The organism is Geobacillus sp. E263 (assembly GCF_007197795.1).
GTDB lineage: Bacteria > Bacillota > Bacilli > Bacillales > Anoxybacillaceae > Parageobacillus_B > Parageobacillus_B toebii.
Map to the genome: position 1 here is coordinate 1233064 of NZ_CP041632.1, position 12346 is coordinate 1245409.

The following is a 12346-nucleotide window of genomic DNA, read 5'->3' on the forward strand; positions in this document are numbered from 1 at the left end:
GCGGCAAGCAATTTTATAAAAGGAAGTGAGAAACGATGGAGCAAATTACAGTGCTAGGAGCAGGAAGCTGGGGGACAGCGCTTTCCATTGTTTTAGCAGATAACAAATATCTTGTTCGTCTTTGGGGGCACCGTTCGGAGCAGATTGAGGAAATAAACACAAAACGGACGAATGAAAAATATTTGCCAGGGATTCAGCTGCCTGAAGGAATTGTTGGTTATGATGATCTTTGTCGAGCGCTAGATCATATTCAAACGGTTGTGTTAGCTGTACCGACAAAAGCAATTCGAGAAGTATTACGGAAAGTGGGCAATTGTATTCATGAACCAATCACCATTGTAGCAGTGAGTAAAGGAATTGAACCAGACACACATAAACGTGTCTCTGAAATCATTGAGGAAGAAATGGGAGAGCTTTTGCAAGATGTTGTCGTCTTATCTGGCCCGAGCCATGCCGAGGAAGTAAGCTTGCGCCATCCGACGACCGTAACCGTTTCTTCGAAAAACATGAAAGCGGCGGAGCGCATTCAAGATTTGTTTATGAACCACCAATACTTTCGCGTTTACACCAATCCGGATTTAATTGGGGTTGAACTCGGTGGAGCATTGAAAAATATTATCGCTTTAGCTGCCGGTATTACGGATGGATTAGGATATGGGGATAATGCAAAAGCGGCCCTTATTACAAGAGGTCTTGCAGAAATTGCCCGCTTAGGCTGCGCGCTTGGTGCCAATCCGCTGACCTTTGCCGGATTAACAGGCGTCGGCGACTTAATTGTCACATGTACAAGTGTTCATTCACGAAATTGGCGCGCTGGTCATATGTTGGGAAAAGGAAAAAAGCTGGATGAAGTGCTTGAAAGCATGGGAATGGTTGTAGAAGGGGTAAGAACAACGAAAGCGGCTTATCAGCTTGCCAAAAAACTCGGAGTAAAAATGCCAATCACGGAAGTGCTTTATGAAGTACTGTTCGACGGAAAAGATCCAAAAGATGCGGTGGATTCGTTAATGTCGCGCGGGAAAACGCAAGAGATGGATGATTTAATGAATATTCTTACGGAATCGCAACAGTAAAAATAAAGAAAATAGGCGTTCGATGATACAAGTTGTTTGTACTTCGCATACAATACTACGAACAACTATAGACTTGAGCTTCCGGAACAAGGGTATTATTGTTAAACTGAAGTAAAGAAAGCCCCGCTTTACTTCAGTTTTTTTTGCGCCGTGTATTAGGTGATATGCTATAATAAGTGTCGAAAAAAGGAGGAAAAACGATGTCACCGGCGTTGGCGAAAATGTGGATTGCCATTACCTCAATGGTATTCATGTTTATTTCGGTATTTTCAATTTATATTAGCCGTTATAAAGCAAAAAACAAGATTATTCGATTTATTTTGGCATTTATCGCTTATGTCCTTATGATTTTAGCAGGAATTATTATTATTTTTGTCGTATTTAGCGGACCTACACCAGAATAGACACGGTTAAAGGATGGATTGTAAATGAAATGGATTGTTCGTTGCATGGCATTGTGCTTGATGTTATTCTCTCTCTCAGGCTGTCTGTATCCAGAAGAACGGTTAAAACAAAATCAAATTCCGTACGAAGACCAAGTGGCTGCGGTGCAATCGGCAGTTAATCAATACCGTGAAGCGACGGGGGGGCTTTTGCCGATAAAAACGCGCGATATGAAAACTCCGATTTATCAAAAGTATCCTATTGATTTTAATAAATTAATACCACGTTATATGCAGGAACCACCAGGAAACGCCTATGAAAGCGGCGGGATTTTTCAATACGTCATTGTAGATGCCGAAAACAATCCAACCGTTAAGTTGCTTGACTTGCGCTCAGCCGAACAAATTCGCGAACTGAAATTGCGTTTGAAAATGTATCAAGATCAACATAAATATCCTCCGTTTAAGAAAATGATCGCAAAAGGAGTATTTACACTTGATTATAAAAAGCTCGGTTATAAAGAGCCGCCGCATGCTGTCAGTCCATTTTCGGGAAACAATTTGCCATTTGTCATTGACTATAATGGAGAAATTTATATCGATTATCGCATTGATTTATATAATGCGTTAAGAAAAGAAAAACACCATTATCGGCCAGGTGATGATATTCGCGATATATTAGTGAAACATTCGTTGTTTGTGCCGGCTTACTCCCTTCCATATACGATTGATCCCAAAACAAATGAACCAATTTTTTTAACGAATTAAGTCATGAACCCTTCTCTAGGAAAATACATTCTAGAGAAGGGATTTTTTATATTTTAGTCATAAATGAATAGGACAACATCATATTCATATAGTGTCCTACAATACTAGCAAATTTGGTTGTTAACTATAACGACCCAAAGACTGGAGGGGAGTCATTTGGAAAAAGTCGATATTTTCAAAGATATCGCCGAGCGAACTGGTGGCGATATTTATTTAGGAGTAGTCGGAGCGGTCCGGACCGGTAAATCTACTTTTATAAAAAGATTTATGGAACTTGTCGTCATCCCTAACATTAAAAACGAAGCAGATAAAGCGCGTACGCAAGATGAACTGCCGCAAAGCGCCGCTGGAAAAACGATTATGACGACGGAGCCAAAATTTGTACCGAACCAAGCTGTTACCGTAAAAGTCGATGAGGGATTAGAAGTAAATATTCGCCTCGTTGATTGTGTAGGATATGCTGTTCCAGGCGCAAAAGGCTATGAAGATGAAAACGGCCCGCGTATGATTCATACCCCATGGTACGAGGAGCCGATTCCGTTTCACGAAGCGGCAGAAATCGGCACACGAAAAGTGATTCAAGAACATTCTACGATCGGTGTGGTCATTACGACCGACGGCACAATCGGCGAGATTCCGCGCCAAGATTATGTGGAAGCAGAAGAGCGCGTCATTAATGAGCTGAAGGAAGTCGGTAAGCCGTTTATTATGATTATTAATACCGTTCGCCCTCATCATCCTGATACAGAAGTTCTTCGTCGCGAGCTTGCGGAAAAATACGATATTCCAGTGTTGGCAATGAGCGTAGAAGGCATGCGGGAAGCGGACGTTTATAACGTGCTTCGTGAAGCATTATATGAGTTTCCGGTATTAGAAGTGAATGTGAACTTACCGAGCTGGGTCATGGTGCTCCGCGAAGATCATTGGCTTCGCGAAAGCTATCAAGAAGCTGTGCGCGATACGGTAAAAGACATCAAACGGCTGCGCGATGTCGACAGAGTTGTGCAGCAATTCAGCGAATATGATTTTATTGAAAAAGCCAGCCTTGCCGGCATTGAAATGGGGCAAGGAATTGCGGAAATTGACTTATATGCACCAGATGAACTGTATGATCAAATTTTAAAAGAAGTCGTTGGTGTAGAAATTCGCGGAAGGGATCATCTATTACAGCTCATGCAAGATTTTGCCCATGCAAAAGCCGAATATGATCAAATTGCTGATGCGCTGAAAATGGTTAAACAAACCGGTTACGGTGTTGCAGCGCCGGCGCTTTCCGATATGAGCCTAGAAGAGCCGGAGATTATTCGCCAAGGATCTCGCTTCGGTGTTCGGCTAAAAGCGGTAGCTCCGTCCATTCATATGATTAAAGTGGACGTCGAATCGGAATTTGCTCCAATTATCGGTACGGAAAAACAAAGCGAAGAACTTGTCCGTTATTTAATGCAAGATTTCGAAGATGATCCTCTCTCCATTTGGAATTCAGACATATTTGGCCGTTCGCTTAGTTCGATCGTCCGCGAAGGCATTCAAGCAAAACTTGCCCTGATGCCGGAAAATGCGCGTTACAAGTTAAAAGAAACGCTAGAGCGTATTATTAACGAAGGCTCTGGCGGTTTAATCGCAATTATTTTATAAAAAAGGCTCCATGTTTGGAGTCTTTTTTTTACTGCCCGCATTACTATGTGAGAAAATGATAGAAACCCTTGAAAACAAGGATTTTATCTTGATAACGTATAGGACATATGATAATCTTTTATCAGAAAAAGTTGCTTTCTTTGGTGAAATGTGCCTAAATTTTATTGATTTGTTGAAAATGTGTTGAATTATAGCGATAAATTGTTTAATATTAGGCATGTCACCGAATTTTATACGTATAGAAATATGAGAAAATGTGAAGAAATGGAATTAGTAAGAAGTTTTTTTACAACTCTCTTGGGAGGAGGTGAATGGTATGAATAAAACGGATTTAATCAACGCAGTTGCTGAAACTAGCGGTCTTTCCAAAAAGGACGCAACAAAAGCAGTAGATGCTGTATTTGAATCTATTACGGAAGCGTTAAGAAAAGGTGATAAAGTTCAATTAATTGGATTTGGGAACTTTGAAGTGCGTGAGCGTGCAGCTCGTAAAGGGCGCAATCCGCAAACAGGAGAAGAAATGGAAATTCCTGCGAGCAAAGTTCCTGCTTTCAAACCAGGTAAAGCTCTTAAAGATGCTGTAAAGTAAGCTTACATAATAAAGCAATCAAGAGCTTTTAAGGAAGGGTAGCGATATGCTTCCCTTCTTTTTTGCTTTTTTTTCGTTATATATGCTAGAATCGGATTACATTCAGCTTTTATGATGCAGGAGGATGTTGTTTGTATGCCACACGTGAATTATGAACAAATTGAATATGCAGTTCGGTTGATTTTAGAGGCGATTGGGGAAGATCCGAATCGTGAAGGATTGGTCGATACGCCAAAACGAGTTGCGAAGATGTATGCCGAAGTATTTGCGGGATTGCATGAAGATCCAAAGCAGCATTTTCAAACCGTGTTTAGTGAAGACCATGAGGAGTTAGTGCTAGTCAAAGATATTCCGTTTTACTCTATGTGCGAGCATCATTTAGTTCCGTTTTTTGGAGTCGCTCATGTCGCATATATTCCTCGCGGCGGAAAAGTCACAGGGTTAAGCAAGCTGGCACGAGCGGTGGAAACAGTAGCTCGCCGCCCACAATTGCAGGAACGCATTACAGCGACAGTGGCTGATTCGATTATGGAAACACTCGATCCATATGGAGTAATGGTAGTGGTCGAAGCAGAACATATGTGCATGACGATGCGCGGCGTGAAAAAACCAGGAGCAAAAACAGTGACAACGGCGGTGAGAGGAGTATTTGAAACGGACCAAGTCGCCCGTGCAGAAGTGCTTTCGCTCATAAAAGGATAAAATATACGAATAACTAAAAAGGAGGAGAGAGTTATGAATATAAACAGCGACTATATCGTTATTAAAGCACTCGAGGATGGTGTGAACGTCATCGGGCTAACAAGAGGCGCGGATACACGTTTTCACCATTCGGAAAAGCTCGATAAAGGCGAAGTGTTGATCGCTCAATTCACTGAACATACATCAGCCATTAAAGTAAGAGGAAAAGCGTATATTCAAACGAGACATGGAGAAATTGAGTCAGAAGGAAAAAAGTAATTTAACGATTTTCTATTGAAACTAGAGCGTTTACAGAAAAATTATGTTATAATTACTCCGTTATATTGTATGCAAATTTTTGGGGCAAGGGTGATTATATTGAAAAACATCATGATAAAAATCGCATTGTTAAAAGAGCAAATTGAACGATTTCTTCACCATTCTTATTTGCTTCAGCATATACCGTCAAGACCAATCGACGAAGATCGCATTTTGCTATCATTATCCATGTTAGAAGATGCGCAAATTTCCCCAGAGAAAGCTGACCATTATATTATTCCAATGATGCTTGTCCAAATCGCCCTTGATACCCATGACGAAGTAACAAATTCTGTTTCCAACCATGAAGACGATGATTTGAAAACAAGACAACTGGTGGTCCTTGCAGGGGATTTATATAGCGGTTTATATTACGATTATTTAGCAAAGTTGAATGAAATTTCGATGATTCGTCTGTTTGCAGAGGCCATTAAAGAGATTAATGAGCATAAAATTCGATTATATCAAAAAGATATTGAACGAATTGAAACATTATTCGACAGTGTTGGAACGATTGAGTCAGCATTAATTTGCAAAATGGCAGAGCATTTTTCTGCGCCGTTATGGGTAAATTTTTCGTATGATTACTTGCTGTTAAAACGGTTAAACAAGGAAAGAGAGACGTTTATCCATTCTGGTTCTTCCGTTTTGTTTGAGCAAATGGCAAATATCGTATTTCCAAAAACAAAAACGGTGACAAAAGAGCAAAAACATTATTTGCTCCATATTTGTAATCGCTATATTGACCATTGCAAAGAGAAATTGCTAAAAATAAAATTAGAAGTCAATGAGGCGTTGCAAATCCGCATTTCCGAGTTAACTGGCGGTTTTTCAGCCATCGCGAAAAAGACGGTGGAAGAAGGGTAGAAGTATGTATCAATCAAAAGAAGAACGGGTTCATCATGTATTTGAAAAAATTTATAAACATTACGATCGAATGAATTCGGTCATTAGTTTCCGGCGTCATCTCAAATGGCGTGAGGATACGATGAAGCGAATGAATGTACAAAAGGGGAAAAAGGCGCTCGACGTTTGCTGCGGTACTGCCGATTGGACGATTGCGCTTGCTGAAGCGGTCGGGCCAAGCGGTGAAGTATACGGGCTTGATTTCAGCAAAAATATGTTGCAAGTTGGCGAACAAAAAGTAAAAGAACGCCAGTTGGCAAACGTAAAACTGATTCACGGCAATGCGATGAACATACCATTTCCTGATAATACGTTTGATTATGTAACGATTGGCTTTGGTTTGCGCAATGTACCTGACTATATGACGGTGCTGAAAGAAATGTATCGCGTTGTAAAGCCAGGCGGCAAAGTCGTTTGCCTTGAAACATCGCAGCCGACGTTAATTGGTTTTCGTCAGTTATACTATTTTTACTTTCGCTTTATTATGCCTCTATTTGGAAAGTTATTTGCAAAGAGTTATGAAGAATATTCGTGGCTTCAGGAATCGGCGCGCGATTTTCCTGGAAGAGATGAGCTTGCACAGATGTTCCGCGACGCCGGCTTCGTCGATATTGAAGTCAAATCGTACACATTTGGAGTTGCTGCGATGCATTTAGGTCATAAACGATAATAGTTAAGGTGAACAGGATGAAGTTAAAAGCAATGTATTCGTTTTTGAATACGGATTTACGTGCAGTTGAAAAAGAATTAGAAAAAACGGTCCAGTCCGATTACTCGCAATTGAGCGAGGCTGCGCTACACTTGTTGCAAGCGGGCGGAAAACGGATCCGTCCCGTTTTTGTATTGCTTGCCGCAAAATTCGGTACATATGATATTGAACGAATTAAACATGTGGCAGTGGCGTTGGAGTTAATCCACATGGCTTCACTCGTTCATGATGATGTGATTGATGATGCGGAGCTAAGGAGAGGAAGAAAAACGATTAAGGCAAAATGGAACAATCGTTTTGCCATGTATACCGGCGACTATATGTTTGCCCGTTCTCTTGAACAGATGGCACGCCTTGAGAATCCGCTTGCTCATCGCATTTTAGCGAATACGATTGTCGAAGTATGCCGTGGTGAAATTGAACAAATTAAAGATAAATATCGTTTCGATCAAAACCTTCGTTGTTACTTGCGGCGCATCAAACGAAAAACAGCGCTATTGATTGCGGCAAGCTGCCAGCTCGGAGCGATTGCCGCAAACGCTGCAAAAGACGTGGCAGAGCGTCTTTACTTATTTGGCTATTATGTTGGCATGTCATTTCAAATTACGGATGACATTCTTGATTTTACCGGCACGGAAGCAAAGCTCGGCAAGCCGGCGGGAAGTGATCTATTGCAAGGAAATGTAACGCTTCCTGCGTTATTCGCGATGGAGGATAAACATGCAAGAGAGAGAATTACAGCTGTTCATCCGAAAACAACGCCAAACGAAATGAAAGAAATTATTACGTTGATTAAACAAACTGGTGCGATCGAAAAATCGTATGCGCTTAGCGACCGCTATCTGCAAAAAGCGTTTCGTGTATTAGAAACGCTGCCAAACAATAAGGCGCGTTCCACATTATATGACATAGCAAAATATATCGGAAAAAGGGATTTCTAGCGCTTTCAAGGACATTATTGCTAATGCGCGAAAACAATGGTACTATTTTGTTGGGAATCCGATTTCCTAGTACATATCACAGTAGGGGTGGAGAATTGATGATGCAAAGAACGTTTATCATGGTCAAACCTGACGGGGTTCAGCGCAACTTAATCGGCGAGATTGTTGCTCGCTTTGAGAAAAAGGGATTCCAGCTTGTCGGTGCAAAGTTAATGCAAGTATCCCGAGAGTTAGCAGAACAGCATTATGCGGAACATAAAGAACGTCCGTTTTTCGGAGAGCTAGTAGACTTTATTACATCAGGCCCTGTATTTGCAATGGTATGGGAAGGCGAAAACGTTATTGCGGCGGCTAGACAAATGATGGGAAAAACAAACCCGCAGGAAGCAGCGCCTGGCACGATTCGCGGTGATTATGGTCTGACTGTCGGGAAAAACGTCATTCACGGTTCCGATTCCCCGGAAAGCGCTGAACGGGAAATTCGCTTATTTTTCAAAGAAGAAGAGCTTGTCAATTATTCAAAATTAATGAACGAATGGGTATATTAGAAAGAAGACCGGTCAGTGACATGGCCGGTTTTTTATTTCTAATTTTCTGTTCTCTTTTTAGCTGGTTTTACGATATACTAGGGCATAGGCGCACTCGTTTGGAAATGAGAAAAGAGAGGAAAAACGACAATGAACGGCTACCAGTGGTTTATTGAGAACATCAAGCGAAAAACAGGCATTGACCTTGCTCAGTATAAAGAAGCGCAAATGAAAAGACGCTTAACGTCGCTCTATGAAAAAAGAGGATTAAAAAATTTTCAAGAATTTTTTCAAGCAATGGAAAAAGACGAGGCATTGTTTCATGAATTTCTTGACCGAATGACGATTAACGTGTCGGAATTTTATCGAAATGCGAAACGGTGGGAAGTGCTTGAAAAAAAGATTTTGCCGAAACTCTTCGAACAAAACCGCCGCTTAAAAATATGGAGCGCTGCCTGTTCTACCGGAGAAGAACCTTATACGGTAGCGATGATTTTATCGAAATACATACCGCTAGCCCATGTCTCCATTTTAGCAACAGATATCGATGAAAACGCGATTGCCCGCGCGAAAATAGGGCTGTATACGGAACGGTCATTGCAAGAAATTCCGGAAGAAATGAAAAAAAAGTTTTTTAAGAAAGAAGGAATGTATTATAAAATCGACGAAAAGATAAAAAGAACGGTGACGTTTAAAAAGCATAACTTGCTTGCCGATCCATTCGGCCGTCAATTTGATTTAATTGTATGCCGCAATGTGCTTATTTATTTTACAGAGGAGGCAAAACAACAACTCTACTATAAATTTAATCAAGCGTTGCGGCCAGGCGGAATACTGTTTGTCGGCAGCACGGAACAAATTTTTAACCCAGCCTTGTACGGTTTTGAAATAGAAGACACATTTTTTTATCGCAAAATAAAATAGTTTATGAAAGAGTTCATCGGCAAGATGAATTCTTTTTTTATCAAAAACTATTTTCATTTTTTTAATTTATGATATATTGTTACTTAACCGCGTTAAAGAGTTGAAGGGAGAGAACAGGATGAGATATTTAACAGCGGGAGAATCACACGGACCACAGTTAACGACTATTTTAGAAGGAGTGCCGGCTGGGCTGACGCTGCTTGCTGAACATATTAATAAAGAGCTGGCAAGAAGACAAAAAGGGTACGGCCGTGGTCGGCGGATGCAAATTGAAAAAGATGAAGTGAAAATTTTCAGCGGTGTGCGCCACGGGAAAACGTTAGGCTCGCCAATCACGCTTGTCGTAGAAAACCGTGATTGGAAACATTGGCAAAACATTATGTCAATTGAGCCGATCGATTCAGCAGAAGAAGTAAAACGGAAGGTGACGCGTCCGCGTCCTGGGCATGCCGATTTAAATGGTGCATTAAAATACGGGCATCGTGATATGCGCAATGTATTAGAACGATCGTCAGCCCGGGAAACGACGGTGCGAGTTGCGGCGGGAGCGGTGGCAAAGCGGATTTTAGAAGAGCTTGGCATTCGCGTCGCCGGACATGTGATAGAAATTGGCGGAGTTCGTGCGGAGCGAATGGATTATCGTTCGCTTGAGGAATTGCAGCAAGTGACAGAAGAGTCGCCGGTGCGCTGTTTTGATGAAAAAGCGGCAGTCAAAATGATGGAAGCGATCGATGAAGCGAAGAAAAACGGCGACTCGATCGGCGGCATTGTGGAGGTCATTGTCGAAGGAGTCCCTGCAGGGGTCGGCAGCCACGTTCATTACGACCGGAAGCTTGATGCGAAAATTGCCGCGGCGATTGTGAGCATTAACGCATTTAAAGGCGTTGAATTTGGCATCGGCTTTGAAGCGGCGCGACGCCCGGGAAGCGAAGTACATGATGAAATTATTTGGAGCAAAGAAAAAGGATTTACGCGCCGGACAAACCGCGCCGGTGGATTTGAAGGCGGGATGACAACCGGGATGCCAATTGTCGTACGCGGGGTAATGAAGCCGATTCCAACGCTTTACAAGCCATTGCAAAGCGTGGATATTGAAACGAAAGAGCCGTTTACAGCAAGCATCGAGCGTTCGGACAGCTGTGCGGTACCAGCGGCAAGCGTTGTCGCCGAAGCAGTAGTCGCTTGGGAAGTTGCTTCGGCAATCGTCGATCAGTTCGGTCAAGACCGAATGGATCTCATTAAAGAAAACGTAGAAAAAATGCGCCGTTATGCAAGGGAGTTTTAACGATGGAACAAATCGTTATTGAAACGAAAACAAAACAGTACCCGTTATTTCTCGGTGAAGGGATCATTGAGTCTCTTCCGGACATTCTCCGGCAATTGTCTTTTTCCAAAGGGACGAAATTGCTTATTATCACCGATAAAACGTTGGAACAATTGTATTTATCGAGACTTTGCGCATTGCTTGCCAATGATTATGATGTGTACACATATGTCATACCGAGCGGGGAAGAGGCGAAATCATTTGAGCAATACTATGCATGTCAAACCGCTGCGCTTCAATACGGGCTTGACCGCAAATCGCTTATTCTTGCCTTTGGCGGCGGCGTTGTCGGCGATTTAGCTGGATTTGTCGCTGCCACTTATATGCGCGGCATCCCATACATTCAAATCCCGACGACGCTTCTTGCGCATGACAGCGCCGTTGGCGGCAAGGTGGCGATCAATCATCCGCTTGGAAAAAACATGATCGGAGCGTTTTACCAGCCGGAAGCGGTCGTTTATGATATTGCTTTTTTGCGTTCCTTGCCGGAAAAAGAATTGCGCTCCGGTTTTGCCGAAGTAATTAAGCACGCGCTTATTCGCGACCGCGATTTTTATCAATGGCTGCGGCAAGAAATCCGCGAGCTTGCGGACTTAAAAGGGGAGCGATTGCAATATTGCATTAAAAAAGGAATTGAAGTAAAGGCAAGCGTCGTGCGGGAAGATGAAAAAGAAACTGGCGTTCGCGCGCATTTAAATTTTGGGCATACGCTTGGGCATGCGCTTGAGAATGAACTTGGCTATGGAGCGATGACGCATGGCGATGCGGTGGCGCTTGGGATGCTCTTTGCGATTTTTGTAAGCGAGCGGGTGTATAACATATCGCTGGATTACGATCGTTTTTCTTCTTGGTTTCGTACATATGGATTCCCTGTTTCCATTCCGAAACAACTAAATATAAACCGTCTCCTTGAAAAAATGAAAGGGGATAAAAAAGCAAGAGCAGGAACGGTCCGCATGGTGCTTTTGAAAGACATTGGCATGGCAGAAATAAAACCGCTCGATGATGAAACGCTGCTGGCATTGCTTCGCAAATTTCAGCGGGAGGAGGGAGAGAATGATCCGCGGAATTCGAGGTGCCATTACTGTTGAACGCAATGAAGCGGAGGAAATTGTCGATGCCACAGAAACATTGCTGAAAGAAATGATTCGCGCCAATGACGTAACCGCAAGCGATGTATCGTTCGTTCTTATATCTGTTACCGAAGATATTACCGCGGCGTTTCCAGCACAAGCGCTGCGCCGCATAGAAGGATGGACGTACGTTCCGGTTATGTGTATGAGAGAAATTCCGGTTCCCAACTCATTGCCGCGTTGCATACGTGTGATGATGACTGTTGAGACAACGAAGAAACAAGAGGAAATTTCCCACATTTATTTACGTGATGCCGTCACATTGCGCCCAGATTTGTCATTGACAAAAAAAACAGAAATGTAATATCATAGTAAACAAAAGTAATAAGCAGAGTAAGAGCAGAGCTTAGGGTAGATGAGAATGAGTGAGTTTAGTTGAGGTGAGTTTTTTTGTACGTGTGATGAGAAATCTACCCAAAGACATCTGTCTTTGGG

The 12346-nt window shown here is 42.3% G+C and carries 15 protein-coding genes; all 15 read left to right on the top strand.

Translation table 11 applies throughout. The annotated features are described in order from the left end of the window. Positions 1-35: 35 nt before the first annotated feature. Complete coding sequence (locus FNL97_RS06395) at positions 36-1073, top strand: NAD(P)H-dependent glycerol-3-phosphate dehydrogenase (protein WP_041269699.1); 1038 nt, start codon at positions 36-38, stop codon at positions 1071-1073. Between the two features lie 200 nt (positions 1074-1273). Then, positions 1274-1477 carry a DUF2768 domain-containing protein gene (locus FNL97_RS06400; protein ID WP_015864292.1) on the top strand — a complete coding sequence of 68 codons (204 nt, stop codon included), beginning with the start codon at positions 1274-1276 and terminating at the stop codon, positions 1475-1477. 24 nt (positions 1478-1501) lie between these two features. Further along, on the top strand, positions 1502-2224 hold the full coding sequence (locus tag FNL97_RS06405) for a YphF family lipoprotein (protein ID WP_015864291.1): 723 nt from the start codon (positions 1502-1504) through the stop codon (positions 2222-2224). Positions 2225-2380: 156 nt separating this feature from the next. Beyond that, positions 2381-3859, top strand: coding sequence for a stage IV sporulation protein A (gene spoIVA / locus FNL97_RS06410; RefSeq protein ID WP_062677576.1), 1479 nt, complete (start codon positions 2381-2383; stop codon positions 3857-3859). Positions 3860-4175: 316 nt separating this feature from the next. After that, complete coding sequence (gene hbs / locus FNL97_RS06415; protein ID WP_015864289.1) at positions 4176-4448, top strand: non-specific DNA-binding protein Hbs; 273 nt, start codon at positions 4176-4178, stop codon at positions 4446-4448. Between the two features lie 135 nt (positions 4449-4583). Next, on the top strand, positions 4584-5150 hold the full coding sequence (gene folE, locus FNL97_RS06420; protein ID WP_015864288.1) for a GTP cyclohydrolase I FolE: 567 nt from the start codon (positions 4584-4586) through the stop codon (positions 5148-5150). 33 nt (positions 5151-5183) lie between these two features. Then, the gene (gene mtrB, locus FNL97_RS06425; protein WP_015864287.1) at positions 5184-5408 is read left to right on the top strand and encodes a trp RNA-binding attenuation protein MtrB; all 225 of its coding nucleotides are present in this window, start codon (positions 5184-5186) and stop codon (positions 5406-5408) included. Positions 5409-5477: 69 nt separating this feature from the next. Continuing rightward, positions 5478-6314: a heptaprenyl diphosphate synthase component 1 gene (locus tag FNL97_RS06430; RefSeq protein WP_015864286.1), complete on the top strand. Its 837-nt coding sequence runs from the start codon at positions 5478-5480 to the stop codon at positions 6312-6314. 4 nt (positions 6315-6318) lie between these two features. Further along, positions 6319-7023: a demethylmenaquinone methyltransferase gene (gene menG / locus FNL97_RS06435; protein ID WP_015864285.1), complete on the top strand. Its 705-nt coding sequence runs from the start codon at positions 6319-6321 to the stop codon at positions 7021-7023. A gap of 17 nt (positions 7024-7040) precedes the next feature. After that, entirely contained in the window at positions 7041-8003 is a 963-nt protein-coding gene (gene hepT / locus FNL97_RS06440; protein ID WP_015864284.1) for a heptaprenyl diphosphate synthase component II, read from the top strand. Between the two features lie 101 nt (positions 8004-8104). Then, the gene (ndk, locus tag FNL97_RS06445; protein ID WP_062677611.1) at positions 8105-8551 is read left to right on the top strand and encodes a nucleoside-diphosphate kinase; all 447 of its coding nucleotides are present in this window, start codon (positions 8105-8107) and stop codon (positions 8549-8551) included. A 129-nt stretch (positions 8552-8680) separates the two neighbouring features. Beyond that, the gene (locus FNL97_RS06450) at positions 8681-9454 is read left to right on the top strand and encodes a CheR family methyltransferase (RefSeq protein ID WP_143415232.1); all 774 of its coding nucleotides are present in this window, start codon (positions 8681-8683) and stop codon (positions 9452-9454) included. A 118-nt stretch (positions 9455-9572) separates the two neighbouring features. Continuing rightward, the gene (gene aroC / locus FNL97_RS06455; RefSeq protein WP_015864281.1) at positions 9573-10739 is read left to right on the top strand and encodes a chorismate synthase; all 1167 of its coding nucleotides are present in this window, start codon (positions 9573-9575) and stop codon (positions 10737-10739) included. A gap of 2 nt (positions 10740-10741) precedes the next feature. Continuing rightward, a complete protein-coding gene (gene aroB, locus FNL97_RS06460; protein ID WP_015864280.1) occupies positions 10742-11869 on the top strand; it encodes a 3-dehydroquinate synthase in 1128 nt (375 codons plus the stop codon). Continuing rightward, positions 11835-12215: a chorismate mutase gene (aroH, locus tag FNL97_RS06465; protein ID WP_062677574.1), complete on the top strand. Its 381-nt coding sequence runs from the start codon at positions 11835-11837 to the stop codon at positions 12213-12215. Before aroB ends, aroH begins: the two co-directional genes overlap by 35 nt. Positions 12216-12346: the final 131 nt, after the last annotated feature.

Coding starts and splice junctions, on each gene's coding strand:
- FNL97_RS06430 (WP_015864286.1), top strand. CDS start 5,478: ATGCAAATTTTTGGGGCAAGGGTGATTATATTGAAAAACATCATGATA.
- hepT (WP_015864284.1), top strand. CDS start 7,041: ATGAAGTTAAAAGCAATGTATTCGTTTTTGAATACGGATTTACGTGCA.
- folE (WP_015864288.1), top strand. CDS start 4,584: ATGCCACACGTGAATTATGAACAAATTGAATATGCAGTTCGGTTGATT.
- hbs (WP_015864289.1), top strand. CDS start 4,176: ATGAATAAAACGGATTTAATCAACGCAGTTGCTGAAACTAGCGGTCTT.
- aroH (WP_062677574.1), top strand. CDS start 11,835: ATGATCCGCGGAATTCGAGGTGCCATTACTGTTGAACGCAATGAAGCG.
- FNL97_RS06395 (WP_041269699.1), top strand. CDS start 36: ATGGAGCAAATTACAGTGCTAGGAGCAGGAAGCTGGGGGACAGCGCTT.
- mtrB (WP_015864287.1), top strand. CDS start 5,184: ATGAATATAAACAGCGACTATATCGTTATTAAAGCACTCGAGGATGGT.
- FNL97_RS06405 (WP_015864291.1), top strand. CDS start 1,502: ATGAAATGGATTGTTCGTTGCATGGCATTGTGCTTGATGTTATTCTCT.
- aroC (WP_015864281.1), top strand. CDS start 9,573: ATGAGATATTTAACAGCGGGAGAATCACACGGACCACAGTTAACGACT.
- menG (WP_015864285.1), top strand. CDS start 6,319: ATGTATCAATCAAAAGAAGAACGGGTTCATCATGTATTTGAAAAAATT.
- FNL97_RS06450 (WP_143415232.1), top strand. CDS start 8,681: ATGAACGGCTACCAGTGGTTTATTGAGAACATCAAGCGAAAAACAGGC.
- ndk (WP_062677611.1), top strand. CDS start 8,105: ATGCAAAGAACGTTTATCATGGTCAAACCTGACGGGGTTCAGCGCAAC.
- FNL97_RS06400 (WP_015864292.1), top strand. CDS start 1,274: ATGTCACCGGCGTTGGCGAAAATGTGGATTGCCATTACCTCAATGGTA.
- aroB (WP_015864280.1), top strand. CDS start 10,742: ATGGAACAAATCGTTATTGAAACGAAAACAAAACAGTACCCGTTATTT.